The organism is Hasllibacter sp. MH4015 (assembly GCF_020177575.1).
Lineage (GTDB): Bacteria > Pseudomonadota > Alphaproteobacteria > Rhodobacterales > Rhodobacteraceae > Gymnodinialimonas.
Window position 1 is genome coordinate 946,627 of record NZ_JAHTBK010000001.1, and the last position, 25,453, is coordinate 972,079.

Annotated in this window: 31 protein-coding genes; 15 read left to right on the forward strand and 16 right to left on the reverse strand. The window is 64.3% G+C overall.

What is annotated here, in order from left to right:
* Nucleotides 1-46: 46 nt before the first annotated feature.
* Nucleotides 47-619 (forward strand): hypothetical protein, encoded by a 573-nt coding sequence (locus KUW62_RS05035; RefSeq protein WP_224814423.1) that lies wholly within the window; start codon nucleotides 47-49, stop codon nucleotides 617-619.
* Between the two features lie 6 nt (nucleotides 620-625).
* Here the strand turns inward: KUW62_RS05035 and KUW62_RS05040 are convergent, their stop codons facing one another.
* Both KUW62_RS05040 and purF read right to left on the reverse strand, forming a co-directional pair.
* Nucleotides 626-1,240 (reverse strand): DUF2199 domain-containing protein, encoded by a 615-nt coding sequence (locus tag KUW62_RS05040; protein ID WP_224814424.1) that lies wholly within the window; start codon nucleotides 1,238-1,240, stop codon nucleotides 626-628.
* Complete coding sequence (gene purF / locus KUW62_RS05045; protein ID WP_224814425.1) at nucleotides 1,237-2,715, reverse strand: amidophosphoribosyltransferase; 1,479 nt, start codon at nucleotides 2,713-2,715, stop codon at nucleotides 1,237-1,239. The genes KUW62_RS05040 and purF overlap by 4 nt, the downstream gene beginning before the upstream one ends.
* Before the next feature lie 160 nt (nucleotides 2,716-2,875).
* Between purF and KUW62_RS05050 the strand changes: the two genes are divergently transcribed.
* On the forward strand, nucleotides 2,876-3,331 hold the full coding sequence (locus KUW62_RS05050) for a hypothetical protein (RefSeq protein WP_224814426.1): 456 nt from the start codon (nucleotides 2,876-2,878) through the stop codon (nucleotides 3,329-3,331).
* Nucleotides 3,332-3,336: 5 nt separating this feature from the next.
* Here the strand turns inward: KUW62_RS05050 and KUW62_RS05055 are convergent, their stop codons facing one another.
* On the reverse strand, nucleotides 3,337-3,543 hold the full coding sequence (locus KUW62_RS05055; RefSeq protein ID WP_224814427.1) for a hypothetical protein: 207 nt from the start codon (nucleotides 3,541-3,543) through the stop codon (nucleotides 3,337-3,339).
* A gap of 157 nt (nucleotides 3,544-3,700) precedes the next feature.
* On the opposite strand from KUW62_RS05055, the gene KUW62_RS05060 reads away from it, so the two are divergent.
* The gene (locus KUW62_RS05060) at nucleotides 3,701-4,873 is read left to right on the forward strand and encodes an alpha/beta fold hydrolase (protein ID WP_224814428.1); all 1,173 of its coding nucleotides are present in this window, start codon (nucleotides 3,701-3,703) and stop codon (nucleotides 4,871-4,873) included.
* Nucleotides 4,874-4,876: 3 nt separating this feature from the next.
* Here KUW62_RS05060 and KUW62_RS05065 read toward each other — a convergent pair whose 3' ends face one another.
* The 12 genes from KUW62_RS05065 to pyrC form a co-directional block, all read right to left on the reverse strand.
* Nucleotides 4,877-5,455: a CvpA family protein gene (locus tag KUW62_RS05065; protein WP_224814429.1), complete on the reverse strand. Its 579-nt coding sequence runs from the start codon at nucleotides 5,453-5,455 to the stop codon at nucleotides 4,877-4,879.
* A 36-nt stretch (nucleotides 5,456-5,491) separates the two neighbouring features.
* Nucleotides 5,492-6,859, reverse strand: a complete 1,368-nt coding sequence (radA, locus tag KUW62_RS05070) for a DNA repair protein RadA (protein ID WP_224814430.1) — start codon at nucleotides 6,857-6,859, stop codon at nucleotides 5,492-5,494.
* Between the two features lie 105 nt (nucleotides 6,860-6,964).
* Nucleotides 6,965-7,414, reverse strand: coding sequence for a paraquat-inducible protein A (locus tag KUW62_RS05075; protein ID WP_224814431.1), 450 nt, complete (start codon nucleotides 7,412-7,414; stop codon nucleotides 6,965-6,967).
* A 61-nt stretch (nucleotides 7,415-7,475) separates the two neighbouring features.
* Entirely contained in the window at nucleotides 7,476-7,844 is a 369-nt protein-coding gene (locus KUW62_RS05080; protein ID WP_224814432.1) for a hypothetical protein, read from the reverse strand.
* 14 nt (nucleotides 7,845-7,858) lie between these two features.
* Entirely contained in the window at nucleotides 7,859-8,293 is a 435-nt protein-coding gene (locus KUW62_RS05085) for a hypothetical protein (protein ID WP_224814433.1), read from the reverse strand.
* 51 nt (nucleotides 8,294-8,344) lie between these two features.
* Nucleotides 8,345-9,091 carry an ABC transporter ATP-binding protein gene (locus KUW62_RS05090; protein ID WP_224814434.1) on the reverse strand — a complete coding sequence of 249 codons (747 nt, stop codon included), beginning with the start codon at nucleotides 9,089-9,091 and terminating at the stop codon, nucleotides 8,345-8,347.
* A gap of 112 nt (nucleotides 9,092-9,203) precedes the next feature.
* Entirely contained in the window at nucleotides 9,204-9,986 is a 783-nt protein-coding gene (locus KUW62_RS05095; RefSeq protein ID WP_224814435.1) for an ABC transporter permease, read from the reverse strand.
* Entirely contained in the window at nucleotides 9,983-11,014 is a 1,032-nt protein-coding gene (gene alr / locus KUW62_RS05100; RefSeq protein WP_224814436.1) for an alanine racemase, read from the reverse strand. Before alr ends, KUW62_RS05095 begins: the two co-directional genes overlap by 4 nt.
* A gap of 54 nt (nucleotides 11,015-11,068) precedes the next feature.
* Nucleotides 11,069-11,476 (reverse strand): VOC family protein, encoded by a 408-nt coding sequence (locus tag KUW62_RS05105; RefSeq protein ID WP_224814437.1) that lies wholly within the window; start codon nucleotides 11,474-11,476, stop codon nucleotides 11,069-11,071.
* 48 nt (nucleotides 11,477-11,524) lie between these two features.
* Nucleotides 11,525-13,030 (reverse strand): replicative DNA helicase, encoded by a 1,506-nt coding sequence (locus tag KUW62_RS05110; protein WP_224814438.1) that lies wholly within the window; start codon nucleotides 13,028-13,030, stop codon nucleotides 11,525-11,527.
* 287 nt (nucleotides 13,031-13,317) lie between these two features.
* Nucleotides 13,318-13,998: an orotate phosphoribosyltransferase gene (locus KUW62_RS05115; RefSeq protein WP_224817037.1), complete on the reverse strand. Its 681-nt coding sequence runs from the start codon at nucleotides 13,996-13,998 to the stop codon at nucleotides 13,318-13,320.
* An 80-nt stretch (nucleotides 13,999-14,078) separates the two neighbouring features.
* Nucleotides 14,079-15,122, reverse strand: a complete 1,044-nt coding sequence (gene pyrC / locus KUW62_RS05120) for a dihydroorotase (RefSeq protein WP_224814439.1) — start codon at nucleotides 15,120-15,122, stop codon at nucleotides 14,079-14,081.
* Between the two features lie 281 nt (nucleotides 15,123-15,403).
* Between pyrC and KUW62_RS05125 the strand changes: the two genes are divergently transcribed.
* The 10 genes from KUW62_RS05125 to ureG all read left to right on the forward strand — a co-directional run bounded on the left by KUW62_RS05125 (nucleotide 15,404) and on the right by ureG (nucleotide 22,353).
* Nucleotides 15,404-16,207, forward strand: a complete 804-nt coding sequence (locus KUW62_RS05125) for an urease accessory protein UreD (RefSeq protein WP_224814440.1) — start codon at nucleotides 15,404-15,406, stop codon at nucleotides 16,205-16,207.
* Nucleotides 16,208-16,215: 8 nt separating this feature from the next.
* Entirely contained in the window at nucleotides 16,216-16,533 is a 318-nt protein-coding gene (locus KUW62_RS05130; protein WP_224814441.1) for an urease subunit gamma, read from the forward strand.
* A complete protein-coding gene (locus tag KUW62_RS05135) occupies nucleotides 16,530-16,835 on the forward strand; it encodes an urease subunit beta (RefSeq protein WP_224814442.1) in 306 nt (101 codons plus the stop codon). Before KUW62_RS05130 ends, KUW62_RS05135 begins: the two co-directional genes overlap by 4 nt.
* Entirely contained in the window at nucleotides 16,832-17,194 is a 363-nt protein-coding gene (locus KUW62_RS05140) for a lysozyme inhibitor LprI family protein (protein ID WP_224814443.1), read from the forward strand. Before KUW62_RS05135 ends, KUW62_RS05140 begins: the two co-directional genes overlap by 4 nt.
* Nucleotides 17,195-17,229: 35 nt before the next feature.
* Nucleotides 17,230-18,045: a cyclase family protein gene (locus KUW62_RS05145; protein WP_224814444.1), complete on the forward strand. Its 816-nt coding sequence runs from the start codon at nucleotides 17,230-17,232 to the stop codon at nucleotides 18,043-18,045.
* Nucleotides 18,045-18,440 carry a carboxymuconolactone decarboxylase family protein gene (locus tag KUW62_RS05150; protein WP_224814445.1) on the forward strand — a complete coding sequence of 132 codons (396 nt, stop codon included), beginning with the start codon at nucleotides 18,045-18,047 and terminating at the stop codon, nucleotides 18,438-18,440. The genes KUW62_RS05145 and KUW62_RS05150 overlap by 1 nt, the downstream gene beginning before the upstream one ends.
* 321 nt (nucleotides 18,441-18,761) lie before the next feature.
* The gene (gene ureC, locus KUW62_RS05155) at nucleotides 18,762-20,471 is read left to right on the forward strand and encodes an urease subunit alpha (protein WP_224814446.1); all 1,710 of its coding nucleotides are present in this window, start codon (nucleotides 18,762-18,764) and stop codon (nucleotides 20,469-20,471) included.
* 34 nt (nucleotides 20,472-20,505) lie between these two features.
* Nucleotides 20,506-20,964: an urease accessory protein UreE gene (locus KUW62_RS05160; protein ID WP_224814447.1), complete on the forward strand. Its 459-nt coding sequence runs from the start codon at nucleotides 20,506-20,508 to the stop codon at nucleotides 20,962-20,964.
* A complete protein-coding gene (locus tag KUW62_RS05165; protein ID WP_224814448.1) occupies nucleotides 20,961-21,602 on the forward strand; it encodes an urease accessory protein UreF in 642 nt (213 codons plus the stop codon). Before KUW62_RS05160 ends, KUW62_RS05165 begins: the two co-directional genes overlap by 4 nt.
* A 136-nt stretch (nucleotides 21,603-21,738) precedes the next feature.
* Entirely contained in the window at nucleotides 21,739-22,353 is a 615-nt protein-coding gene (gene ureG / locus KUW62_RS05170; RefSeq protein WP_224814449.1) for an urease accessory protein UreG, read from the forward strand.
* Here ureG and KUW62_RS05175 read toward each other — a convergent pair.
* Nucleotides 22,350-23,210: a hypothetical protein gene (locus KUW62_RS05175; protein WP_224814450.1), complete on the reverse strand. Its 861-nt coding sequence runs from the start codon at nucleotides 23,208-23,210 to the stop codon at nucleotides 22,350-22,352. The genes ureG and KUW62_RS05175 overlap by 4 nt on opposite strands.
* A gap of 196 nt (nucleotides 23,211-23,406) precedes the next feature.
* On the opposite strand from KUW62_RS05175, the gene KUW62_RS05180 reads away from it, so the two are divergent.
* Nucleotides 23,407-24,336, forward strand: coding sequence for a MoxR family ATPase (locus KUW62_RS05180; RefSeq protein WP_224814451.1), 930 nt, complete (start codon nucleotides 23,407-23,409; stop codon nucleotides 24,334-24,336).
* A 177-nt stretch (nucleotides 24,337-24,513) separates the two neighbouring features.
* Complete coding sequence (locus tag KUW62_RS05185) at nucleotides 24,514-25,446, forward strand: hypothetical protein (protein WP_224814452.1); 933 nt, start codon at nucleotides 24,514-24,516, stop codon at nucleotides 25,444-25,446.
* Nucleotides 25,447-25,453 lie beyond the last annotated feature (7 nt).

A 25,453-nucleotide genomic window follows, 5' to 3' on the forward strand; every position in this document is an offset into this window, starting at 1 on the left:
GGTCCTCACCATGGGCCGGTCGTTTTCTGTTCGGAGGAGGTCCGCGATGCGCAATTTCGCGCTTGGCCTTTGCCTGTGCCTTACATCACCCGCAATTGCGGATGATCGCGTCGATGGCACCAGTCTGGGCCTTGGCCTGCGGGTAACGCAAAACGGCGTGCAGGTGCCGCTGGAGGCTCTGGACGGCGTTTACACCGCCAATCTTCTGCCCGCGCCCTTTGAATTCGTCTTCCCCGGACACTCACCCGAGCTTGTCGGGGTCGCCTTCGGAGTGCCGGGTCTGTTTGCGCTGATCGACGAGTTGCCCGAGGCGGGCCTTTTCGCCCCCGGTACCGGCTACGCGAGGGAGGCGGGGCCCGATGCCGCGCATTTCATGACCGACCCGCGCTGTGCCGGTGATGACTTGGGCGTCGGCATCAACTACCTCAACCCGGATCAGCGCGACGGGGACGGCTACCGCGTCGCTGCGATCCATGTCGATGGGGCATCCCGTGGCTGTCTTGCGGAGGGGCGTTTGCCCGAGGACACAAATCTTATGGGGCTGGTCAATCCAATCCATGTCGTGATCGGCACGGACGATGGGGAGGAAAGGTTGATCCTGCACTTCGTCGGCAGCTGAGCCGGTTCACGCCTTGAGGTGCTTGACCATGTCGCCGCAACCGAAATCCTCGTAAAGAGAGAGGATGTCCGTGGCACTCATCCCGTCCTGCTGGAAGGCATGGAACGGGTGCTTCTTGTCGGTGATCCAGTAAAGCGGCGTGCGCCCGTCCGAATAGGGGACAAGTGCGCCCGCGGTCAGAAGCGGGCCGGTCAGGCGAGGCAATTGCGTGTAAAGCCACGAGAACATCTCCCCCAGCTTGTCGGCCTCCCCCCGCGCTTGGGCGGAGCGGAAGCGGGCATGGTTGCCGGCCTTCAGCGAGCACCAGACGCCGATGAATACCTCCCGGTCAGTGCCCCTGACCGGGATCGGAAGGTAGGCGCGCAAAAGGTTGTCGCCGTCACGACGCGCGTAATTCTCGGTAAAGATCTCCGCCCCACCATTCTCGAACACCTCGTCGGGATCAGGCTCTGGCGGGTTCTTCCAACTGAAAGGTGCCTCGGGCCGGACGACGCCGGTGCCTGCGCGCAGCTCGACATTGCAACACGCGCAGCGATATTCGGGATCGGTCAGGCGGCGGGCAAGTTCTTCCTCCGGCACGACCTTCACGGACTTCTGGCGGCTGAAGAGCTTGCGGATCATTCCGCGGCCTCGACCATCTGGAACCCCTTCGCCAACTGGTCCTTGGGTTTGACGGGATAGACACCCGAGAAGCACGCATCACAATAGCTTGGCGATTGGGGATCGCGCCCTTCCGCCTCTCCGACCGCGCGGTAGAGGCCGTCGAGCGTGAGGAACCGCAGCGACGCGACGCCGAGGTGATCGCGCATCTCGTCCTCGGACATGGTGGCGGCGAGCAGCTTTTCGCGGTCGGGCGTGTCGACGCCGTAGAAGCACGGCCATGCGGTGGGGGGCGAGGCGATGCGGAAATGCACCTCTGCCGCGCCCGCATCAAGGATCATCTCCTTGATCTTGCGGCTGGTTGTGCCGCGCACGACGCTGTCATCGACCAGGATCACGCGCTTGCCGCGAATAAGGGCGCGGTTCACATTGAGTTTCAGGCGGACCCCCATGTTGCGGATTTCCGCGGTGGGTTCGATGAAGGTCCGACCCATGTAATTGTTGCGGATGATCCCCATGGCGTAGGGGATGCCGCTTTGCAGGGAATAGCCGATGGCGGCAGGCGTGCCGCTGTCCGGGACGGGGCAGACCAGATCGGCGTCGACCGGCGCTTCCTTCGCCAGTTCACGGCCGATATTTTCCCGCGTTTCATAGACGGAACGCCCGCCCAACTGGCTGTCGGGGCGGCTGAAATAGACATGTTCGAAGATGCAGAAGCGCGACTTGGCGGGGCGGAAGGGAAAGTGGCTTTCGACGCCATCGGGCGTGATGACCACCATCTCTCCGGCCTCGATCTCGCGGACGAATTCCGCGCCGATGATGTCGAGTGCGCAGGTCTCCGACGCCAGCGCCCATCCGTCGCCCACCCGGCCCAGAACCAGCGGGCGCACACCCAGACGGTCGCGGCAGCCGATCAGCTTTGTGCGGGTCATCGCCACAACCGAAAACGCGCCTTCGACCTTGCGCAGGGCCTCTTCCATGCGGTCAGGGATGTTCTGGCCCATGGAGCGTGCCATCAGGTGGATGATGCATTCGCTGTCGGAAGTGCTTTGAAAGATCGAGCCGCGTTCGATCAATTCGCGGCGCAGGGCGTTGGCGTTGGTGATGTTGCCGTTATGGGCAATTGCCGCACCACCCATGGAAAACTCGCCGAAAAACGGCTGGACGTCCCGGATCGCGGTCTGGCCCTTGGAGCCGGTGGTGGAATAGCGCACATGCCCGATGCCGATCCGGCCCGGCAATTGCGCCATCATGCTTTGCGAGGTGAAATTGTCCCGCACGAGGCCCATGCGGCGCTGCTGGTTGAATCCGGTATCGGGATGGTGAGTGACGATCCCGCCCGCTTCCTGTCCGCGATGTTGGAGAGCGTGCAAACCGAGGGCTACGAAATTGGCGGCGTCCGCCACGCCGATCACCCCGAATACCCCACATTCCTCACGCAGCTTGTCGTCGTCCCCGGCGTCGAACGGGTGGCGGGGGAACTGTGTCTCGTCCATCGGGCGAATCTCCGGGGCGTGGCAACATCCTTCACATAAGGTGCGGGGGGCGTGGTGTCATCAAACGATCATACTTCGCGTGGCAGAACGCCGCGCAATGGACCGGCACGTCGATTTCAGGTAGGCTGCCCGCAAAACAAGAACACGATTGGAGAGGCATATGCGGTTGGTCATGTTTCTGGCGGGCGCCGCCATGGCAGGCAGTTATTTCGTCACCTGGGTCGAGCCGCCCTTCGCGGGACAGGAATTCTCCCCTGCCGCCGTGATCGGCGACACCTACCAGGAGATCATCGACAGCGGCACGTGGCAGGCGCGGGTGTTCCTGGCGGGCTTCGCCCTGGCCGCCCTGACGGCACTTGTGGCGATCCTGGGCCGGGCGTCGGGCCTGCTGGCCATCCTCGCCGGCGCATCGCCCCTTGCGCTTGGGGTGCATTACTACCTGCAGGCCGAGGACATAGGCAGCGATATCGGCCTGCCATTCCAGGTGTCGTTACAAGACCTCGGACAGGCCTGGGAATTGGTGGGCGATTTCGTCCGCGCAGGCCTGTGGATGTACCTTGGCGGCGCGCTTCTGCTGCTGCTTTTGGGTATGACGCGCAGCTTCGGCAGCCGATAGGTTGCTCAGACCAGGCCGGGAAGCGCAAGGATCTGCATCACTCCAAGAAGGCAGCACGGCAGAAGCAGAGTGATCTTCGGGCCGGAGCGGCGGGGTGCGTTTGTGCGGCCAAACATCTCCGCCGCGGCCTGGGCGCGGGCCCGACGTCCGATGGCCATGTAATGGGCGGTGTCGATGGATCCATCGGCGCGGGTTTTGATTGTGTCGGTCATGTCAGTGCCTCCGTTTGATCGTGATGTCCAAAGTCTGAGACAGGTCGGATCACGGCGCTTGAAGCCGGTCTGAAGATATCCTGAAGGACATCGTGATTTGTCCTCAAGGGCGTCCAAAGGCCTTGAGACGGCGCAGAATTTCGCGTCAGGATCGGTCATGCGGTATGAATTCGGACCATGCGAGTTGGACGTTGCAGGCCATCGCCTGGTCGTTGGTGGCATGCCCGTGCATGTGGAGCCGCAGGTCTTCGACCTGATCGCGGCCCTGGCGAAGGCGGCCCCCGATCTGCTGAGTTACGACGACATGATCGCGCAGGTCTGGAAGGGGCGGATCGTGTCGGAAGCGACGTTGAGCGCGCGGATCAGCGCCGCTCGCGCCGCCCTTGGGGACACGGGCAAAGCGCAGGCGGTGCTCAGGACAGTGCCGCGGCGGGGCGTGCAATTGGTGCTTCCGGTAAACAGGCACGGCGGCCTGCCGAAACCCGATGCGCCGATGTCAGACCGGCAGGTGATCCGCTACATCGCCTCAGCCGACGGCACGTCGATCGCATATGCGACGTCGGGGCAGGAGGGCCCGGTGCTGGTGCGGGGCGGGCATTGGCTGTCCCATCTGGAACATGATTGGTCTAACCCGGTCTGGCGCCCGTGGTTGGAGCGGCTGGGCCACGGGCGGCGGTTGGTCCGATATGATCCTCGGGGGTCGGGCCTGTCCCAGCGGGGTGTCGCGGCCCTGACGCAATCGCAGTTTGTCGATGATCTGGCCTGCGTTTTGGATGCAACGACCGAAGGCCCGGTGGATGTCTTCGCGGTCTCGCAAAGCGTGCCTGTGGTGTTGAGTTACGCGGCGCGGCATCCGGGGCGGATTCGGCGGATGGTTCTGGTCAACGGGTTTGTCGAGGGGTCCATCTTGCGCGGCGATGTGGACGCGACGCAGGCGATGGTGTCGATGATCCGGGCGGGGTGGGGCGATCCGGCGAGCCCGTTCGTGCAGGCCTTCACCAAGGTGTTCCTGCCCGATGCCGATCTGGCAGAGACCAACAGCATCGCCTCCATGCAGGCCGTGTCGGCCAGTGCCGAAGAAGCGGCTAACCTGCGATTGGCCATCGGTGCATTTGATGCCTCTGCCATACTGGAACAGGTCCTCGCGCCCGCGCTTGTCCTGTCGTCCCAGGGCGACGCGATCCATCCCAGGGCGCAGAGCCTGACGCTCGCACGTCGCCTGCCGAATGCGGAGTTTCAGTCGCTGGAGACGTCAAACCATATCATCCCGCCGTCCGATCCTGCCTTCGGACAGATGATGGATGCGGTGGACCTGTTCCTCGCGGACTAGGTGCTATTCCGAGGCGGGCGCGGCGTCACTTCCCGGCTCTTCCCCGACAAGCGTGTTGTAGCGTTCCAGAATCCAGCCGGGCATGTCCGTGGGGATCTGCGCCTCAATCTGTTCTTGCATGGAAGCGAAGACAGCGGCGGAGCGGCTTTCGGAAATGGCCGGGATCGGTTCGTCGCCCACCACGCGGTCATAGGCGATCAGCGCCACGACGACGAGCAGAACACCACGCGCCACGCCGAAGAGGAAACCAAGGCCCGCGTCGATCCCGCCAAGTGCGGACCGTTGCACGACCGAAGAGAAGAGCGGCGTGAACAGGGACACGACCACAAGGGCCACGACGAATACGATGGCAAAGCTTGCCAGTATGCCCAATTCCCGGCTGTCGCCGATGAAATCGCCGAGATAGGGGATCTCGGTTATCAGCGGCAGGGCGTTGGGCGCGAAAAGGAAAGCCACGACGGCGGCGGCGATCCATCCCAGGATCGACATGACCTCACGCACGAAACCCCTTGCATAGGCAAGGATGGCCGAGATCACGATGACCCCGCCGACGACCCCGTCGAAAATGGTGAATCCGTCCATGTCTGCCCTCAGCCCTCTTGCATCGCATCGCGCGCGTTATCCTGCCCCGAAGACCTCTCCCACGAAAGCAGGGAGATCCGCCATCGACTGCACCTTGACACCTGCATTGTCGGCGATCCGGCAGCCCGAGGGGGCGATTGCGGTGGAAAAACCAAGTTTCACCGCTTCTTTCAACCGATTTTCCGCCTGAGACACCGGACGCAGCGCGCCCGAGAGCGATAGTTCCCCGAAAACCACGGTTTCGCGGGGCAAAGCTGCGTCCTCACGCGCCGAAAGCAGCGCGGCGGCAACGGCCAGATCGGCGGCGGGTTCCGAGATGCGCATGCCGCCCGCGATGTTGAGGTAGACGTCCAGGCCCTGGAACGAGATGCCGGCGCGCGCCTCCAGCACAGCAAGGATCATGCTGAGCCGCGAGCCATCCCACCCCACAACCGCGCGGCGCGGCTGGCTGAGGTTGGAGGGCGCGACAAGGGCCTGGAATTCGACCAGGACGGGGCGCGTGCCTTCGATGCCCGCGAAGACGACGGAGCCCGGTGCGGGTTCCTCCCGGTCGCTGAGAAACAGGGCGGAGGGGTTGGCGACTTCGGCCAGGCCACGGCCCGTCATCTCGAACACGCCGATCTCGTCCGCCGGGCCGAACCGGTTCTTGACCGAGCGCAGGATGCGGAATTGGTGCCCGCGCTCGCCTTCGAAATACAGCACCGTATCGACCATGTGCTCCACCACGCGAGGGCCCGCGATCTGGCCTTCCTTGGTGACGTGCCCCACCAGCATGACGGAAGTGCCACGCCGCTTGGCGAAGGTCGTGAGTTCATGAGACGACGCGCGAACCTGGCTGACGGAACCGGGCGCGCTGTCCACGGTGTCGAGCCACATCGTCTGGATCGAATCGATGATGGCAAGGTCGGGCTGCTCTGCCTCCAGCGTGGTGAGGATGTCGCGCAAGTTGGTTTCAGCCGCCAGCATCACGGCGCTGTCGCTGAGGCCCAGACGCTCGGCGCGCATCCGGACCTGCGCCGTGGCTTCCTCGCCCGAGACGTAAACGACCTTCAGCCCCTGCCGGGCAAAGGCGGCGGCGGCTTGCAGGAGAAGTGTGGATTTGCCGATGCCGGGATCGCCCCCCACCAAGGTGGCCGACGCAGGCACCAGACCGCCGCCAAGGACGCGGTCCAACTCCGCAACGCCGGAGGATTGGCGGGGCGGCGGTGTCTCTTTCGTGCGCAGATCCTTGAGGACCATCTTTTTGCCCTTGGCCGAGCCGAGGGCGGCCTTGCCCGGACCTGCGCCGAGGGGGGCCTCTTCGCGGATCGTGTTCCATTCCCCGCAATCGTCGCAGCGGCCGGACCATTTCTTGTGGACGGCCCCGCAGGACGAGCAAGTGAATTGAGTGACGGGTTTGGCCATATCGGGGGTTTAGCGATGCGCGTGGGGAAGGGGAATAGGGGTCGGGTTAAGGGACGTGCGGAATTCTTGATCAATGGAAATGGGGATCGCGGCTCGATGATGCGCCTACCGCTGCGTGACGGCGCGTTTCGTGAGGATGGAGATAGTCAGCGAGGCCAGAACGCAAGCGGTGAAGAGCCACAGGCCCCATGCCGTCTCCACCCGCCCGACGGACAGCCCCTTGGCAAGCGTGACATAGACCGCGATCAGGAACACGTCCGCCATGGCCAGCTTACCCGCGATTTCCAGTGCGGGCAGCAGGCGGGTGGGCGCGCGGGAAAGCTGCACGAGCGAGAGGCAGATCGTCTTTCCCGTCGGCGCCACCAGCGCAAGGAGCGCGACAAGGCTTGCCAGCGCGACCTCTCCATCCTCCCACAACGCGCCGATGCCCGACAGAATGGAGATTTCCGACAGGTTAAAGAACGGCAGCAGGCCCGCGCGCATGAGGGGCGCGAACCACGACACCGGAAACAGGACCAGAAGGCAGAGATTGGCGGCAATCAGGGCGCGGGGCATGGCGGGGCCTTGTGTGGTTCGAGCCTGCACGATGTGGGAGCGACAGGGTCGGGCGCAAGGCCTAAAGAACTTGGCGGAGTAGGATCACGGCGGCGCCGATGAGCAAGGTCAGGGCGACGCGCAGGATCGGGAATGCCCGGGTATCGTTCAAGTCCGAGAGGGTCGCTTGGATGCCGTAGGCCAAACCGGCGGGAAAGATCACCGCGATCAGTGCCACGACCGATGGCAGGCCCACCAATGCGCCGATCAGCACGATGACGACGAGCAGGATCATGACCGGTACAAGATTGCCCAGAAGCTCCGTCACCGCCGCGACATGGCGGTTCGGCTCTAATTGCCAAAGGCGGCGCAGCCACGCGACGCCACTCAGGCACGCAAACACCCACAGAAGAGTGGCCAGCGCCTCGATCATCGCGATGGGGGTTGGCATGGGAAGGCCTTTCGTCAGGTAGGTGCGGAAACTGTGAGAGCGAAGATGATGCCGAGGGCGACGGCCAGGGCAAGCACGGCCAAGGCGGCGACGTCGATCCAGCGCGGCTGCATCCGGGTCTTCAACAGGCTGCGGATCCAGGTGACGGCGAGCCACGAGATTGCGAACAAGACGATGAAGAACCAGGTGCCGGAGTGGCGTGCCGCGTCGGAGACAAGGGCCCGGGCCAGTAGATCGACGAGGCCGACGGATAGCGCCAGTCCGGCGGAGGTCAGCAGTGTCCAGTGAAGGGCACGCAAATGGGGAAAGCGACGCAGCTTAAGGATCGCGCCCAGTCCGATCAGGATCGGGATCAGCCGCATCAGGATGACCAGCGCTCCGATCAAGGCGATTTGCGGTCCACTTGTGGCGGCGACGAAGTCGATGGAGGGGGTGATATCGGCGTCCATGGCCCTCGTTTGGCGGGCGCGCGGCGTGCGTGCAAGGGCAAAGCCGTGGGCTCAGCGCAGTGTCTCGATCGGACCGTCCGCATGGCCGCCGATGAATTGCCTGAGATAGGGATCGTCCGCATCGTCCATGTCCGACACGGCGCCGTACCAGCGGATCTTGCCGTCATGGAGCATGGCCACGCGTGATGCGATCGCCCGGACCGAGGACATGTCGTGGGTGATCGTGATCGTGGTGGCCCCCATCTCGGACACGATTTCGGAGATCAGGTCGTTGATGACATTGGACATGATCGGGTCGAGGCCGGTCGTGGGCTCGTCGAAGAAGATGATCTCGGGCTCTGCCGCGATGGCGCGTGCCAGGCCCGCGCGTTTCTGCATCCCGCCCGAGAGTTCGGATGGGTAGAGATCGGCGGTGTCGGCCGACAGGCCCACGCGCTTGAGCTTCTCCACGGCGACCTCCCGCGCGTCGGCGCGGGACAGCTTCTGCGGCCCGCGCAGAAGGCGGAAGGCGACGTTTTGCCAGACGTTCAGGGAATCGAACAAGGCAGCCCCCTGAAACAGCATCCCGAACTGGTCGAGGTAATCCGCGGACCCGGGGGGCTGCCCGTCGATCGCGATCGTGCCGTGATCGAGTCGGATCAAGCCCAGGATGCATTTCAGGAGCACCGATTTGCCGGTGCCAGAGCCGCCGATCACGACGAGGCTTTCACCGTCGTCCACGTCCAGCGTGATCCCGCGCAGGACACGCTTGGTGCCGAAGCTCTTGCTCAGGTCGTGGAGGGCGATCTTGGCTATCATCGGATGTCTTGGTCAGCGGAGCGGGGCAAGCCCGCATTTTCTTGCGTGATTGGTTGGGGGCCAGCCCCCAAACCCCCGAGGTATTTTCGAAGCAAAGAGGGGCGGGGCGGTATCATGCGGAGAAGAACGCTTCCGTCAGCAGGTAATTGGCGGCGAGGATCAGGATGGAGGCGGAGACGACCGCTTGCGTTGTGGCCCGCCCCACACCGCGCGCGCCGCGCCCGGAATTCATGCCGTGAAAGCAGCCCATCAAGGCCACTATGAAGCCGAAGGCGGCGCCCTTGATGAGGCCGGAGGTGATGTCCCAAAGCTCCAGGAAATCGCGCGTGTTGGCGAGGTAGGCCGCCTCGTTGAAGCCGAGCCGCGAGGTGGAGACGAGGTAGCCACCGAAGATACCGATGCTGTCGCCCACGGCGACGAGGATGGGCAGCGATACGGTGGCCGCGACAAGGCGTGGCACCGTCAGGTATTTCATCGGGTCGGTGGAAAGCGTGCGGAGCGCGTCGATCTGTTCCGTGACTTTCATCGTGGCGATTTCGGCCGCGATGGCAGAGGCGACCCGGCCCGCCACCATCAGGCCACCCAGAACGGGGCCCAGTTCACGGGTTATGCCGATTGCGACGATCTGGGGGACCACGGCCTCCGCGTTGAACCGCGCACCGCCCGCGTAGATCTGCAGCGCCAGCGCGCCACCGGTGAAGAGCGCGGTGAGGCCGACGACGGGCAGGGAGAGCCAGCCAATGGTCAGGAATTGCTGTGCCGTTTCGCGGAGGTAGATGGGTGGAACGACAGTGTGGCGCAGCGCGGACAGGGCGAAGATCGCAACCTGTCCGATCCGCGCCAGCAGCGTCAGGATCGTGCGCCCAAGCGCGCCGAAGGGGGCAAGGCGCGTCATGGCTGGATCACCTTCCGGGTGTAGCGCCCGCCGAGCGATGTCAGGATCTCGTACCCGATGGTCCCTGCGGCCTCGGCCAATTGATCGACCGTTTGGTGCGGACCGAGAATGTCGAGTGCCTTTGGCGGGTCCGCGCAATCCGTGACATCCACGGTGAGCAAATCCATCGAGACGCGCCCGACAAGGGGGCAGGGCGTATCGCCCGCCCACAGTTTGGCGCGCGCGGACATGGCGCGGATCAAGCCATCGGCGTACCCGGCCGATAGCGTTGCAATCCTGCGGGATGTGTCCGCGACATACGACGCGCCGTATCCCACGCTCTCCCCGGATGCCACATCCCGGACCTGGATCACGGGGAGGGACAGGCGCACGACGGGGCGCGCCGCTGCGAAAGGCAGGCCACCGTAGAGGCCCACGCCGGGGCGCGTCATGTCGAAATGGTAGTCTGGACCAAGCAGCGTGCCGCCGGTTGCAGCGAGTGATCGGGGCGTGTCGGTCGCGTCCGTCATGTCCCTGAAGGCAACCAGTTGCGCGGCATTCTGGGGGTGATCGGGTTCGTCGGCGCAGGCGAGGTGAGAGATCAAGAGCGTCGCGTCGCGCGCGTCCCCTCGGATGGACGCCCAATCGGCCGGTTCCATGCCAAGCCGGTTCATGCCGGTATCGAGTTGGATGCCGTAGGGCGCGTCGGGCAAGGATGACAGGTGCAGGGCAAGTTGCTCGGGCGCGTTCAGCATCGGGGTGAGCCGTGCATCGCGGAGGACGTCCGTGTCGCCCGTCATATGCCCGGAAAAGACATTGATCGTGGGGCCGGGTCCGAGACTCCTGCGGAGTGTCGCACCTTCTTCCGCAGTCGCGACGAAAAACGTCCGCGTGCCGGCCTTGGCGAGGGTTTGGGCCATTAGGGCGGCCCCCAGCCCGTAGCCGTCGGCCTTCACCACGGCCGCCGTCTCGCCCCCATGCATCGCCGCGAGGGCGCGGTAATTGGCGACAAGCGCGCCAAGGTCGATGGTGAGGGTTCCGGAGGCCATGGGGCGGGGATGGGCTTTGCAGGCCGCGTGGTCAAGGGGGCGTGGGTGAGGTTGCTACGGTTTCAGGACGCGGACGCCTTTGTCGGGATGGCTGCGATAATGGACGAGGCGTGACGCGAGATCGCCGATATGCAGCTCCAGTTTGTGCCCGTCGGGGTCGAGGAAATAGAGCGAGGCACCTTCCGAGCGATTCACCTTCCACAGGGCCGCACGGGCGCTGATACGGGCGGCGAGGGCGTCAAAATCGGCCTTGCCGCACGAGAGCGCGATGTGCGTGTCATCGGCGCGCGTGGTCACATGATCGGCGCGTTCGAGGCACAACCAGATGCCACCCAGATCAAGGTATACGCTGCCGGGCGCATCGGTAACTTGCCGCGCACCAAGCACGTCGCGGTAGAAGTCCAGCGCGCGGGGCAGGTCACTGACCGCAAGCGTGATGTGGTTGAGGCCGGTGATGGGCATGGCGGCAGGGAAAACGGATATGCACGGCGCGTCAAGCTGCGTGCGCGATCAGAACCCCTGACCGTCGCCCTGCCACGGTTTGGCGAGATTGCCGAAACGGGTGAATTTGCCCTCGAAGCTCAGTTCCACCGCCCCGACCGGGCCGTGGCGCTGCTTGCCGATGATGACTTCCGCCTTGCCGTGAAGGCTTTCCATGTCCTGCTGCCACTTGGTCATGGCTTCAAGGTTCTCCTCGCCCGGTTTTTCCCGCTCTTTGTAATATTCGCCGCGATAGACGAACATCACGACGTCCGCGTCCTGTTCAATCGACCCGGATTCGCGCAGGTCGCTGAGTTGCGGGCGCTTGTCCTCGCGGCTCTCCACTTGGCGGGAGAGCTGGGAAAGCGCGATGACCGGGATGTCCAATTCCTTCGCGATGGCCTTGAGACCCTGGGTGATCTCGGACACTTCGTTGACGCGGTTGTCGGATCTGCCGGAGCCCTTGAGGAGCTGAAGGTAGTCCACGATCAGCAGATCGAGACCCTTGGGCGAGCGCTTCAGGCGGCGGGCGCGGGCGGCGACCTGCGCGATGGGCAAGGCGGGCGTGTCGTCGATATAGAGCGGGCAGCGTTCCAGATCGCCCGCGGCCTTGAGGTAGCGCTGGAATTCCTGCTCGTTCAGGTCGCCTTTACGGATCAGCTCCGACGGGATTTCAGCGGCCTCGGACAGGATACGCTGGGCCAACTGCGCCGATGACATCTCCAAGGAGAAGAAGCCCACGACGCCGCCGTCAACTGTACCCGTGGTGCCGTCTTCCTTCACGCCCTCGCGGTAGGCCTTGGCCACGTTGAACGCGATGTTGGTGGCAAGCGACGTCTTACCCATCGACGGGCGCCCGGCGAGGATCAGCAGATCGGATTCGTGCAGCCCGCCAAGCATCCGGTCGAGATCCGTCAGCCCGGTCGAGACGCCTGCCAGCTGACCCTGGCGGTTGTAGGCGGCATTGGCCATCTGCACCGCGTCGTGCAGCGCAGAAAGGAAACTTTGGAAGCCCTTGTTGCTCGACCCGGTAGAGGCGAGCGCGAAAAGCTCGCTTTCTGCTTCGACGATCTGGTCATCGGGGGCCACGTCGTCGCGCATGGCGCGGGCGCGGTCGGTGACGCGGTTGCCGAGGTCGATCAACTCCCGCCGGATCGCAAGGTCATGGATCAACTGGCCGTAATCGCGCGCGGCAGACGTGGCGATTGCGGAGAGTTGCAGCTTCACGAGATATTCCGCGCCGCCAAGTTCTTTCAGGCCGGGAATATCGGAGGCGAAGGTCTTGAGCGTGGTGGCGTCGGTTTGCAGGCCCTTGGCGATGCGGGCGGCGGCCATGGAAAAAATCTCGGCATGGACCGGGTCGTGGAAATGGTCAGGTTTCACGAGATCATCGACCCGGTCGAGCACGTCGTTGGAGCTGAGGATCGCGCCAAGCAGCTGTTGTTCGGCTTCGATGTTATGGGGCAGGACGGGGGCCGCGTCCTCCGCCGAAGGATCGGTCGGTAGGTTCGGATTGAATGCGGCGACTTCGTTCATCTGCTCCCCCAAGCGTGTGGTCCGGTTGCCCGCGTCGGGGCACTGCTCTGATGGCCCGCCCTCGGGGTCTGGTAGGACCGGGGCGCTGTTGATCCGGCGGGTATAACGCGACGGCCTGCGGCGGCGTCAATCTGGATATCCTGTGGGTAAGTCAGGACAAGTAAGGGCAAGGTGGCGAGGCGCAGATATTGCGCTTCAAGAGTGCAATTCGTCAAGATGTTGCTGTCAGGCCCGGTTTACGTGACGCATCGGACACGGAAAAAGATATTTGTGGAGGACGGGACGCGTCAACTCAGCCCGCGATCCGCGCGCCAGCCTTCGGGGTCTTGGAGGAATCGCTCCACCTCGGCGATCGTGTCTTCGGTGAAGTCGCCACCGCGCCGCGCCTCGGCGATGACATCGGCCCATGTCGTGAGCCAATGCAGCTCAATCCCGTTGTCGCGCAGCGTCGGGATCGCTTGGTCGAAAATGCCGTAATAGAAGATGACGGCGGTGTGGTTGCACATAGCACCGGTCTTGCGGATTGCGTCCACGAAGCTGAGTTTGGAACCGCCATCGGTGGTCAGATCCTCGACCAGAAGCACGCGCTCCCCCTCGCGCATGTCGCCTTCGATCTGGGCGGTGCGGCCATGGCCCTTGGGCTTCTTGCGGACATAGGACATCGGCAGGGCCATGCGTTCCGCCACCAGGGCCGCGAAGGGAATGCCCGCCGTCTCACCGCCCGCGATGTTGTCAAATGCCTCCAGCCCCGCCGCGCGCATCACCTTACAGGCGAGAAAATCCATGAGCGTGGAGCGGACGCGGGGAAACGCGATGGGTTTGCGGCAGTCGATATAGGTCGGCGCCTGTTTGCCGGATGTGTGGGTGAAGAGCGTGTCGGTGTTGAAATGGACCGCCTTGATATCCAGCAGCATCCGGGCGGTCATCGCCGCCATCGTGGTATCATCGGGATAGGTGGAGGGGATCATTGCGTCGTCCTGATGTGGCGCGCCGGGCATGCGCTGCGCAGCCTCCGGCGGGGATATTTTCGGCACATGGAAGACAGGGGTCAGTCCACAACGTGCCAGTGAAGCGCGTGGCCCGGATCGAACAGGGTGAGCGGGCCATCGGGGGTGTCGTATTTTGCCTTGTAGATCGCGGGGGCGTCGCGTTTTTCGAGGGTGAGCGTCGCCGTGTTGGGTGCGAGGCCGTAGCGCGCGGGACCGTTGAGCGAGGTGAACGCCTCAAGCCTGTCGAGCGCGCCTTCCTCCTCGAACACATGGGCGAGGCAGGACATCGTGTTGGGGGCCGAAAACACGCCCGCACAGCCACAGGCGGTTTCCTTGGCCGCGTCCAGATGCGGCGCGCTGTCGGTGCCAAGAAAGAAGCGGGGATGGCCGGATGTGGCAGCACGGCGCAGCGCCTGCTGGTGCTCGGCGCGCTTCACGATGGGCAGGCAATAATAGTGGGGCCGAATCCCACCGACAAGCATGTGATTGCGGTTGATCATCAGGTGGTGCGTCGTGATCGTTCCCGCGATGTCGCCCGCCGCCTCTCGAACGTAATCGACGCCGTGGGAGGTGGTGATATGTTCGAGCGTCACTTTCAGCTCCGGGATATCGCGAAGCAGCGGATCAAGCACTGTGTCGATGAACACCTGTTCGCGGTCGAAGATGTCGACATCGTGGGTCGTGACCTCGCCGTGGATACAGAGCGGGAGGCCGATTTCGGCCATGCGTTCAAGGACCGGGTAGACACTCTTGAGATCGGTCACGCCCGATTGCGAGTTGGTCGTGGCCCCGGCGGGGTAGAGTTTGACGGCGGTGATCAAACCATCGGCATGGGCGGCCTGGACATCGTCGGGCTCCGTCCGCTCGGTCAGGTAGAGGGTCATGAGCGGGGTGAAATCCGCCCCGTCGGGCAGGGCGGCTTCGATCCGGTCACGGTAGGCGAGCGCATCTTCGGCGGTAACAACGGGCGGCACGAGGTTCGGCATGACGATCGCACGGGCGAAATGGCGGGCGGTTTCGGGCAGGACGCTCCGCATCATGGCGCCGTCGCGCAGGTGAAGGTGCCAGTCGTCGGGGCGGCGGATCGTGATACGTGTCGTCATGGCACCCGCGCTACACCCTTGCGCCGTGCGGAACAAGATGTGGGCTGTGGTGGGATCGCGGGACTGTAGTATCAGGTGATGGTTAAAGGTGTGCTGTCGCACCGGAGTTGCGGCACCAGGACAGACATGTGCATTGCCGCCGAAGTTCGTCCAAGACGGACTCGGATCGCGCATTGGTTGCGTCCGGAAAATGCCCGCGAAATAGGCAGTTGCACGCGAAAATATCGGGATCGGGCGAGTTCGCTTGCCCCCTTCGCCGCGTCGCGCCTACGCTCAGGGCAATGTTTGACGCTGCCGCACTCCCATCCCATCAGCGGGTGAAGGGCCGGGCCTTGGCCCGACTGGAAGACGGGCTTCTGCGCGATCTCAGGCAGGAAGGCTCCGCCAAGGTGATGTTGCCCCGCGTCTTCGGGCGCGCGCCGGAGGTCGTGTTCCTCAATACGGCGGGCGGGATCACCGGGGGCGACCGGCTGGATTATGCACTGGATGTCACCTCTGGCGCAGCATTGGGCACGACGCAGACGGCGGAACGGCTTTATCGGAGCCATGGTCCTGCGGGAACCGTGACGACGCGCCTGACGCTGGGCCCGGGGGCGAAGCTGGCCTGGCTGCCGCAGGAACTGATCCTCTATGACGGCGGGCGGCTCGACCGGCGGCTGGAGATCGACATGGCCGAAGATGCGGACCTCGTCATGCTGGAGACGCTGGTTTTGGGCCGTGCCGCGATGGGGGAGCGGGTGCGCGACCTCTCGCTCAGGGATTGGCGCGAAGTGCGCCGTAGCGGGCGGACCGTGATGGTCGAAGCCGTTCGGATCGGGACGGAGGATCTGGCAAGTGACAGCCCGGCGGGGCTGGGCGGGGCGGTGGCCTTGGCCACGCTGACATGCATCGCGCCTGACGCAGAGGATCGGTTGGACCGGGTGCGCGCCGCCCTTCCCCGAACGATCCGCTGCGCCGCAAGTGCGTGGGACGGCCGGCTGACCGCGCGGTTTATGGCGCACGATGCCCATCCGCTGCGCCGGGCCGTGGCCCGCGTGGCACATGTTCTGACCGGGGCACCGCTGCCCCGGGTTTGGCAAATCTAGGAAAGCAAATGAACCTGACGCCGAGAGAGAAGGATAAGCTGCTGATCAGCCTCGCCGCCATGGTGGCCCGAGGACGGCTGGAGCGGGGGTGCAAGCTCAACCACCCCGAGGCGATCGCGCTGATTACGGATTTCGTCGTGGAAGGCGCGCGCGACGGGCGTTCGGTTGCCGACCTCATGCAGGCGGGCGCCCACGTGATCCGCGCCGAGCAATGCATGGCGGGCGTACCGGAGATGATCCACGACGTACAGGTGGAGGCAACCTTCCCGGACGGCACGAAACTCGTCACAGTCCACCATCCGATCCGCCAGGGAGAGCGCGCATGATCCCCGGTGAGGTAATGCCCGCCCCGGGCGAGATCGAGTTGAACGCGGGTGCTGCGGCCATCCGGGTCGACGTTGCCAATACCGGCGACCGTCCGGTCCAGATCGGCAGTCACTACCATTTCGGAGAGGCCAACGCGGCCTTGTCGTTTGACCGAGAGGCTGCGCGGGGAATGCGGCTCGATATTCCGTCCGGCACCGCGGTGCGGTTCGAACCGGGCCAGACGCGTGAGGTGCAGCTTGTTCCCTATGGTGGAGCGCGGCGGGTCTTCGGCTTCAACCAGCAGATCATGGGGGATTTATGAAGATTGCATTTGCCATCGCCCTGTTGTGGACCGCCCCGGCGATTGCACAGGAGCTTGATTGCTCCGACCGCTCTGCGTTGCCGCAGATTGCGCTGACGGAATGTGCGGCGCGGGACAATCAATTCTGGGACCGGCTCTTGAATGACGCCTACCAGCAGGTGATTGCGCGGTCCGATGCCGCGCGGGAGGAGAACCTGCGGGCCGCGCAACGGGCATGGATCACCTTTCGTGATCTGACCTGCCAAATGGAGGCAGCCGACTACGAAGGGGGGTCGATCCAGCCGATGATCCTGCAAGCCTGCCTTGCCCGTCTGACCGAACGCAGGGCGCGCGATCTTGAAACGTATCTGGGACGCTGACGCGCCGGAGGGCGCAAAATCTGGGAGGAAAGCTGATGTGTGATATTTGCGTGATGAATGCGGTGAAGGACCGAATGCTGTCGCGGCGAAACTTCTTCAAGGGAACGGCGGCTGCGGCGGTGGGCGCGGCGGCGACGGGCGGCATCACCGCCACACCGGCGCTTGCAGACGGCCATAGCGGGGTGGTGGATCTGACTCACACGCTTTCAGCCGAATTCCCGACCTATTTCGGAGAGCCCGGCTTCGGCGCGGAGCAGGTCTGGAACTTTGCGGATGCGGGCTTCAACCTGTTCAATCTGACGATCAACGAGCATACCGGCACCCATATCGACGCGCCGCTGCATTTCAGTGCCGACGGTCTGAGCGTTGATGAAATCCCCGTGGGCGATCTGGTGGCCCCGCTTTGCGTGATCGACATTGCGGCGCGTGCCGCGGAGGATGCCGATACGCAAGTCACGCCCGATGATGTGCAGGCCTGGGTCGACGCCAATGGCGCCATCCCCGACGGGGCTTGCGTGGCGATGCATTCCGGTTGGGCCGCGAAAGTGGACAGTGATGCGTTCCGGGGCTTCGATGGCGAGGCGCAGCACTATCCCGGTTTCCATATCGAGGCGACGCAGATGTTGCTGGAGACGGGGGCACGGTCGATCGCTGTGGACACGCTTTCGCTCGATCACGGGATCTCGGCGGATTTCGCGACGCATTACGCGTGGTTGCCCACCGGTCGTTTCGGGATCGAAAACATCGCAGGCCTCGACCAGGTCCCGGCAAGTGGGGCGACCATCATCGTCGGCGCACCCAAGCATCGTGGCGGCTCGGGCGGTCCGGCGCGCATCTTCGCGATGGTCTGATGGGGACCGCAGCGCTTTTGACAGACGAGGAGGTCAGCGCCGAGGCGCTGGCCGTTTTCGACGACATCCGGGCTGTGCGGGGAACTGACTACATCAACAATTTCTGGCGCGCGCTTGCCCATGATCCGGCGTTGCTCAAAGCGACGTGGGAGCGGTTGAAGGTTGTCATGGCCCCGGGCGCATTGGATCCGCTGGTGAAGGAGATGCTCTACGTCGCGGTGAGCACGGCAAACGGATGTTCGTACTGCGTGCATTCCCACACGGCGGGGGCGCGGGCCAAAGGGATGAGCGACGAGATGCACGCAGAGCTTCTGGCCGTGATCGGCATGGCGATGCAGACGAATGGGATCGTGACGGGGCTGCAAGTGCCGGTGGATGAGGTGTTTGAGGCGTGAGCAACGTCGGTCCAAGAGAACTGAGGGCTGCCCCCGACCGCGGGTGGGGGAGAAGCCCCCGCCCGGGGGGGCGGTCGGGGGCTGCCCGGCCTGACGACCGGGCGGAGCGTTTGGTTAGCGTGTCACCACAAGCAAAAGCTCTGTCCTATGCTGTGAAGGATCGGCGCAAGCAGCGTCGCTGCGATTGCCGCAATCCCCAGCAAAATTTGAGTCAGGTTCATGTCGAAGTCTCCTTTCTTGATGACATTCGACACCCCATTATTCACATGCCTGCCAACGTAATCATGCACCGACTTTTGCGTTGAAATTAGAGGACAACCCATGCCCACCCAAATCCCCCGCAATGACTACGCCGCCATGTATGGCCCCACGACCGGCGATCGGGTGCGGTTGGCCGATACTGACTTGATCATCGAGGTTGAGCGCGACCTCACGACCTACGGGGAGGAGGTGAAGTTCGGCGGCGGCAAGGTGATCCGCGACGGGATGGGGCAAAGCCAAGTTACGCGCGAAGGGGGGGCGGTGGATACGGTCATAACCAACGCGCTGATCGTGGACTATTCGGGCATCTACAAGGCCGATATCGGCCTCAAGGACGGGCGTATCCACAAGATCGGCAAGGCCGGCAACCCCGACACGCAGGACGGCGTTGACATCATTATCGGCCCCGGCACCGAGGCCATCGCGGGGGAGGGGCGCATCCTGACAGCGGGGGGCTTCGACGCGCATATCCACTTCATCTGCCCGCAGCAGATCGAGGATGCGCTTCATTCCGGGATCACGACGATGCTCGGCGGCGGAACGGGGCCAGCCCATGGTACGCTCGCCACCACATGCACGCCGGGGCCGTGGCATATCGGGCGGATGTTGCAATCGCTCGATGCCTTCCCGATGAATTTCGGCTTGTCCTGCAAGGGCAACGCGAGCCAGCCCGAAGCATTGGTGGAAATGATCAATGCGGGCGCCTGTGCGATGAAGCTGCATGAGGATTGGGGTACGACGCCCGGCGCGATTGATTGCTGTCTGTCTGTCGCGGATGAGATGGACGTGCAGGTGATGATCCACACGGATACGCTCAATGAGTCCGGGTTCGTGGAGAACACGCTAGCCGCCATCGGCGACCGGACCATCCACGCCTTCCATACCGAGGGCGCGGGCGGGGGCCACGCGCCGGACATCATGAAGGTGGTGGGGTATGAGAATATCCTGCCGTCGTCGACCAACCCCACGATGCCCTACACGGTCAACACACTCGAGGAGCATTTGGACATGCTCATGGTGTGCCACCACCTCGACAAGTCGATCCCCGAGGACGTGGCCTTCGCCGAAAGTCGCATCCGGAAGGAGACCATCGCGGCCGAGGATATCCTGCACGACATGGGCGCGTTCTCCGTCATGGCGTCGGACTCCCAGGCGATGGGCCGCGTGGGAGAGGTCATCATCCGCACATGGCAGACGGCGGACAAGATGCGCAAGCAACGCGGGCGGCTGGAGGAGGAGACCGGCGACAACGACAACGTCCGCGTAAAACGCTACATCGCCAAATACACGATTAACCCCGCGCTGGTCCACGGGATGAGCCCGGAGATCGGCAGTATTGAGGAGGGCAAACGCGCCGATCTGGTGCTGTGGAACCCGGCGTTCTTCGGCGTGAAGCCGGAGATGTCGTTGATCGGTGGCACCATCGTGATGGCGCAGATGGGCGATCCGAACGCGTCGATCCCCACGCCCCAGCCGGTCTATAGCAGGCCCATGTTCGGCGCTTTCGGTCGCGCCGTCGAACGCTCCGCGATCCTTTTCGTGAGCCAGGCCGCGCAGGCGGACGGCATCGGCGAGAAATTGGGACTGACCAAGGCGACACGCGCCGTGGAGGGCACGCGGGGCGTGCGCAAATCCGACATGATCCATAACGCCGCGGTTCCGGAGGTTCACGTGGACCCGGAGACTTACGAGGTGCGCGCGAACGGGGAGTTACTGACCTGCGAACCGGCCACGTCACTGCCCATGGCCCAGCGGTATTTCATGTATTAGGCGGACATCCGGTTCGGGCAAAAAGGGGTGAGCGATGAACCACGGAACGGCAAATGCGGTGATCCGCGCGGGCGACTGGCAGGACAGCGCGCGGGCGCGGATCGTGCTGGATTACGAGGGCAGGTTCCTGCGGCGCAAGCGTTTGATCGCGGAGGATGGCGGGTCCGTGCTTGTGGACCTTGCGCAGACCGTCTCACTCGAGCCGGGCGACGCGCTGCAGACCGAGGCGGGCCTGATCGAAGTCGCCGCTGCGCCCGAGCCCCTTCTGCGGATCACCGGCGATCTCGTGCGTTTGGCCTGGCATATCGGCAACCGCCATACGCCGTGCGCCGTGGCCGACGATCATCTGCTGATCCGCGACGATCACGTGCTGGCGGAGATGCTGACGCAATTGGGCGCGCGGGTGGAGCGACTCGATGCGCCGTTCCGCCCCGAAGGCGGTGCCTACGGCCATGGCAGGACCCACGGTCACGATCACGGGCATTCCCATTGACGGAACCCGATGGCCTACTTCGCCTGTCGCAATGGCTGTCCCCTGCATTCCCGGTATCCTCCTACGCGTATTCCCACGGGCTGGAGGCTGAGATGGCTACCGGACGGGTGACGGATGCAGCGGGTGCGCAGGCGTGGATATCGGGTGTCCTGCGTGCCGGTGCGGGACGCACAGATGCGATCCTTCTGGGGGCTTGCCTGGACGAGGAAGCGGACTTCGACGCATTGGCCGACCTTGCCCGTGCCCTCGCGGGATCGTCGGAACGGTGGATCGAAACCCGCGACCAGGGCGCGGCCCTTGCCGCTACGCTTGCGCAGCTTGGCGAAGGGGACGGTGCGGCCAGGGCCTATCCCATCGTTCTCGGTAGCGCGGCGCGCGGATTGGCGCTGGAGCCGAGGCTCGTTGTTGCGATGTATCTTCAAGCCTTCGCGGCCACGCTCGTCTCCGCCGCAGTGCGGTTCGTGCCCCTGGGGCAGGCGGTGGGGCAGGGCATCCTAGCCGATCTGCGCCCTGTGATCGAGGACGTGACCGCGCGGGCCCTGGAAGACGGGCTTGACGGGATCGGGCAGGCGGCGTTCGGGGCCGATCTGGCAGCGATGGAGCATGAAGGGCTGGATGTACGGATCTTTCGGACATGATGTGCTTTCAACGGCGGAATGGCGCTTGCTGGTCCGGCGGGAGCGAGGGGCCAGCCCCTCGCGCTCCCCGAGGTATTTTTGAAGCAAAGAGGGCAGGGGCGCATTTGAGAGAGATTTTCGAGAAAAAGGAGCGGATATGGGATCGGTGAACGGGCCATTGCGCGTCGGGATCGGCGGCCCGGTCGGAGCGGGCAAGACGACGCTGACGGCGGAACTGGCCAAGGCGATGGCGGATCGCTATTCGGTGGCGGTGATCACCAACGATATCTACACGCGCGAAGACGCGGAGTTTCTGCTACGGGCCCAGGTCCTGCCGGCGGACAGGATCAAGGGCGTGGAGACGGGAGGGTGTCCCCACACTGCGATCCGGGAGGATGCCTCCATCAATCTTGCGGCGGTGGCGGAGTTCCGGACGCGCATCCCGGACCTGGACGTCATCTTCATCGAAAGCGGTGGCGATAATCTTGCGGCAACCTTTTCCCCCGAATTGGCCGATCTGAGCCTCTACGTCATCGACACCGCAGCCGGGCAGGACATTCCGCGCAAACGGGGGCCGGGGGTTGCGAGATCGGATTTCCTGATCGTCAACAAAGTCGATCTGGCCCCCCATGTGGGCGTGGATGTGGCCCTCTTAGAGGCCGATACGCGTGCGGCGCGGGGCGGACGACCGTTCGTGCTGGCCAGCCTGCGTGACGGTCGTGGCGTCGAGGAGGTTGTGGCGTTTATCGAGGCGGAGGGCGGTTTGGCCTAGGTCGCCCGCGCGGCGTCGCGGATGCGAGAGGCCAGATTGTCATGGCCTGCACGCTCCGCCGCCATCGCCAACCGCGCGAGATAGGCCGGGTCGCGGCGCAGATGCTTGCGCAAGATCTCACGGATCAGAGCAGGCGTCAGATCTCCACGGGCGAGGTGGCGCAGCAGGGGGGCGAGCACGGCACCGTTCTGCATCGCGCGATCCAGCGCGTCGCCGACATGGGGCAGGTCGACGCGCGTGGTGCCGGGTGCCCGGAACAGGGCGGCCTGTGCAGCTTCCATGGCGCTTGCACTGTCGAAAAGGACAAAGGATTGATCGGCGCCCGCCATCGCGTCCGGCCCGAGGGGCGGCGGATCGTCGGGGTTGTCGAGACGGTCGCCGATAAACCGTGTCTCGAACGGCGCGTGGCGCGGCCCGATTGCCGCGACGGGGCGGCTCAACATCACGCTTGCGCCGGGCACGTATTGGGCCGCGCGGGCCGCCGCATGGCCGCAATCGGGTCCGGAGCCGAGGATCAGGACACGCGCGAAACTCTCAAAAAATCCTTGATCCGCAAGGGTTTGGAGAAATGCGGCCACCTGCGCCCCTCGAAACCAGGTGCGGCCTGCTGCCATCAGGGTGAGAAGCGAAAACTCATGGGCCAGCACCGCATCGAACCCCATGGGAAGGCCCGCATCGCCGTCGCTCCAGATCCGGTCCAGGCGGTCGAAGCTGAGGACCAGCGTGTCGCCTTCCTGCACGAACAGTGCGGTGTGGCGTCGGTCAAGCCGTTGGAAGAAACCATGCGCGGCGCCGATCCGCGATAATCTTTGGAGGCAGGCGCGGCGGGGGTCGAGAACGGCAGAGGTGTCGGGCATCGGGGACGGTTACTCGGTACGGGTCAGTCGGCAAAATGCATGGCGGGTGTGCCATGGGTCCGGGTTTCGGCGAAGAGTGTGGCGAGGATTGGATGCTCGCTCGTCGATTTGTGGAGAGTGTGTAAACAGATGGTTAACAATCGACCACCCCGCGCGTGTTCGGGGCGGGTTGACCCGGGCGGGGTGTCGGGCCTTGATGGCCGAACCTGAGGGAGGGGCCGGGGTGAGTTTCGATACGATAGAAGACCTGCAATCTGCGCTGGACGGCCAAGATTACGTGTGCGGGCGGGCGCTTGCGACTGTCGCGTTCCTGTCGCTTCGTCTCGGGCGGCCGCTGTTTCTGGAAGGCGAGGCCGGGACCGGCAAGACAGAGATCGCCAAGGCGATTGCGGCGGCATTGGGGCGGCGGTTGATCCGGCTGCAATGCTACGAGGGGCTTGATGCGTCCAGCGCGGTCTACGAATGGAACTTCGCCGCACAGATGGTGGCGATCCGCACGGCGGAGGCGGCGGGCGGGGCTGGCAGGCAGGCCCTTCAGGCGCATCTCTTCAGCGAGGATTACCTGATTGAGCGCCCGTTGCTGGAGGCGATGCGACCCGATCCCGCCGGTCCCCCGGTTCTGCTGATCGACGAGGTCGACCGCACGGACGAGCCGTTCGAGGCGTTCCTGCTCGAAGCTCTGTCAGATTTCCAGGTCACGATCCCGGAACTCGGCACGATTGCCACGCCCGAGCCGCCGATCGTGATCCTGACCTCGAACCGGACCCGCGAAGTGCACGACGCGCTCAAGCGCCGGTGCCTTTATCACTGGGTCGATTACCCGGATCTGGACCGCGAATTGGCGATTCTGCGTGCCCGGGTGCCGGAGGCCGCCGAGACGCTGAGCCGAGAAGTCGTCGCCTTCGTGCAACGCCTGCGCACCGAGGATCTGTTCAAGCGCCCCGGCGTGGCCGAAACGCTGGATTGGGCCAAATGCCTTCTGGCGCTCGACGTGATCGAACTGAGCCCGGAGGTCATCGCCGACACGCTTGGCGCGATCCTGAAATACCAGGATGATATACAGAAATTGCAGGGGTCCGAGGCGAAACGCATCCTCGATGACCTTCGCTCAGACGCGCTGGCGTGACGGCGTATCCCAGACCCTGGCCAGCAGGTCGGATTGCGTGAACGAAGCCAAAGACAGTCAGGATACCCACGGGGCGGGCTGACAGACTTAAACAACGCACCCGCAGCGGAGGTTTTCTTTGACAGGCAAGTGGCCCGCGCCCTTTACTGTCGCAAAACGACCAGAGGGGACATTTCCATGCGTATCGGTTTGGCAAGCATTGCGATTTTTGCATCCGTATTTTCAACCGGTGCTGTTCTTGGCACCAATGCCCAGGCGCAGCTCTATAATCCATGCCCGTACCAGAACGACGGCGATTGTGATGAGCCCAATGGGTTGAACCTGTGTGAATGGGGTACGGATGCGAATGATTGCTCTAATCCCAATTCCAACCACGCCAATGGGCCGGGCTTCTTTGCGGGTATCTACGCCAACGGCACGCCCGCGCCGGCACCTGCGCCGGCGCCGGTGGCTTGTCCCTACAACAACGATGGCGATTGTGATGAACCAAACGGGCTGAACCTGTGCGCATGGGGAACGGATGCCAACGATTGCTCCAACCCCAATTCGAACCACGGCAACGGCCCCGGATTCTTCGCCGGGCTCTATGCCAGCGGGACGCCTGCGCCCGCGCCGCAGCCCGCGCCGCCGCCCAGTGGCGGGTCGATGACCGCCGTCAGCCCCGGGGCGTTCGTCCACGGTGGCGGGGGCGGGTATTCCGGTTGCCCGAACTACACGATCGGGCGGACGGCCTTCGGTCAGGCGACGATGTATGCGGGTCAGGGAAGCTACCGGGTGCCGCGTATCACGGCAGGCGGGCGTTTCCCGCTGACCAATTGTTTCCCCGGCACGGGGTGGCGCGGCTTCACCATCACGCGGCCCGATTTCCGGTTCTTCTACCAGGGCAATTCGCCGACCGGGCGGCTGACCTTCGCATTGACGTCCGGTGCGGTAGACACTGTCTTGCTGATCAACACGCCCGATGGCCAGTGGTTCTTCAACGACGATTCCAACGGGACCTTCAACTCGACGCTGACCTTCTCGCCCGTGTTGCAGGGGCAGTACGACATATGGGCGGGGGCCTACAACAACTCCTCCAACAACCCTGCCGATCTGGTGATCTTCGAATAGTCACGAC

What these genes read in the sequence shown, in the direction of transcription:
- KUW62_RS05035 (WP_224814423.1), top strand. Translation starts at nt 47, where the DNA reads ATGCGCAATTTCGCGCTTGGCCTTTGCCTGTGCCTTACATCACCCGCA.
- KUW62_RS05040 (WP_224814424.1), bottom strand. Translation starts at nt 1,240, where the DNA reads ATGATCCGCAAGCTCTTCAGCCGCCAGAAGTCCGTGAAGGTCGTGCCG.
- purF (WP_224814425.1), bottom strand. Translation starts at nt 2,715, where the DNA reads ATGGACGAGACACAGTTCCCCCGCCACCCGTTCGACGCCGGGGACGAC.
- KUW62_RS05050 (WP_224814426.1), top strand. Translation starts at nt 2,876, where the DNA reads ATGCGGTTGGTCATGTTTCTGGCGGGCGCCGCCATGGCAGGCAGTTAT.
- KUW62_RS05055 (WP_224814427.1), bottom strand. Translation starts at nt 3,543, where the DNA reads ATGACCGACACAATCAAAACCCGCGCCGATGGATCCATCGACACCGCC.
- KUW62_RS05060 (WP_224814428.1), top strand. Translation starts at nt 3,701, where the DNA reads ATGCGGTATGAATTCGGACCATGCGAGTTGGACGTTGCAGGCCATCGC.
- KUW62_RS05065 (WP_224814429.1), bottom strand. Translation starts at nt 5,455, where the DNA reads ATGGACGGATTCACCATTTTCGACGGGGTCGTCGGCGGGGTCATCGTG.
- radA (WP_224814430.1), bottom strand. Translation starts at nt 6,859, where the DNA reads ATGGCCAAACCCGTCACTCAATTCACTTGCTCGTCCTGCGGGGCCGTC.
- KUW62_RS05075 (WP_224814431.1), bottom strand. Translation starts at nt 7,414, where the DNA reads ATGCCCCGCGCCCTGATTGCCGCCAATCTCTGCCTTCTGGTCCTGTTT.
- KUW62_RS05080 (WP_224814432.1), bottom strand. Translation starts at nt 7,844, where the DNA reads ATGCCAACCCCCATCGCGATGATCGAGGCGCTGGCCACTCTTCTGTGG.
- KUW62_RS05085 (WP_224814433.1), bottom strand. Translation starts at nt 8,293, where the DNA reads ATGGACGCCGATATCACCCCCTCCATCGACTTCGTCGCCGCCACAAGT.
- KUW62_RS05090 (WP_224814434.1), bottom strand. Translation starts at nt 9,091, where the DNA reads ATGATAGCCAAGATCGCCCTCCACGACCTGAGCAAGAGCTTCGGCACC.
- KUW62_RS05095 (WP_224814435.1), bottom strand. Translation starts at nt 9,986, where the DNA reads ATGACGCGCCTTGCCCCCTTCGGCGCGCTTGGGCGCACGATCCTGACG.
- alr (WP_224814436.1), bottom strand. Translation starts at nt 11,014, where the DNA reads ATGGCCTCCGGAACCCTCACCATCGACCTTGGCGCGCTTGTCGCCAAT.
- KUW62_RS05105 (WP_224814437.1), bottom strand. Translation starts at nt 11,476, where the DNA reads ATGCCCATCACCGGCCTCAACCACATCACGCTTGCGGTCAGTGACCTG.
- KUW62_RS05110 (WP_224814438.1), bottom strand. Translation starts at nt 13,030, where the DNA reads ATGAACGAAGTCGCCGCATTCAATCCGAACCTACCGACCGATCCTTCG.
- KUW62_RS05115 (WP_224817037.1), bottom strand. Translation starts at nt 13,998, where the DNA reads ATGATCCCCTCCACCTATCCCGATGATACCACGATGGCGGCGATGACC.
- pyrC (WP_224814439.1), bottom strand. Translation starts at nt 15,122, where the DNA reads ATGACGACACGTATCACGATCCGCCGCCCCGACGACTGGCACCTTCAC.
- KUW62_RS05125 (WP_224814440.1), top strand. Translation starts at nt 15,404, where the DNA reads ATGTTTGACGCTGCCGCACTCCCATCCCATCAGCGGGTGAAGGGCCGG.
- KUW62_RS05130 (WP_224814441.1), top strand. Translation starts at nt 16,216, where the DNA reads ATGAACCTGACGCCGAGAGAGAAGGATAAGCTGCTGATCAGCCTCGCC.
- KUW62_RS05135 (WP_224814442.1), top strand. Translation starts at nt 16,530, where the DNA reads ATGATCCCCGGTGAGGTAATGCCCGCCCCGGGCGAGATCGAGTTGAAC.
- KUW62_RS05140 (WP_224814443.1), top strand. Translation starts at nt 16,832, where the DNA reads ATGAAGATTGCATTTGCCATCGCCCTGTTGTGGACCGCCCCGGCGATT.
- KUW62_RS05145 (WP_224814444.1), top strand. Translation starts at nt 17,230, where the DNA reads ATGTGTGATATTTGCGTGATGAATGCGGTGAAGGACCGAATGCTGTCG.
- KUW62_RS05150 (WP_224814445.1), top strand. Translation starts at nt 18,045, where the DNA reads ATGGGGACCGCAGCGCTTTTGACAGACGAGGAGGTCAGCGCCGAGGCG.
- ureC (WP_224814446.1), top strand. Translation starts at nt 18,762, where the DNA reads ATGCCCACCCAAATCCCCCGCAATGACTACGCCGCCATGTATGGCCCC.
- KUW62_RS05160 (WP_224814447.1), top strand. Translation starts at nt 20,506, where the DNA reads ATGAACCACGGAACGGCAAATGCGGTGATCCGCGCGGGCGACTGGCAG.
- ureG (WP_224814449.1), top strand. Translation starts at nt 21,739, where the DNA reads ATGGGATCGGTGAACGGGCCATTGCGCGTCGGGATCGGCGGCCCGGTC.
- KUW62_RS05175 (WP_224814450.1), bottom strand. Translation starts at nt 23,210, where the DNA reads ATGCCCGACACCTCTGCCGTTCTCGACCCCCGCCGCGCCTGCCTCCAA.
- KUW62_RS05180 (WP_224814451.1), top strand. Translation starts at nt 23,407, where the DNA reads ATGGCCGAACCTGAGGGAGGGGCCGGGGTGAGTTTCGATACGATAGAA.
- KUW62_RS05185 (WP_224814452.1), top strand. Translation starts at nt 24,514, where the DNA reads ATGCGTATCGGTTTGGCAAGCATTGCGATTTTTGCATCCGTATTTTCA.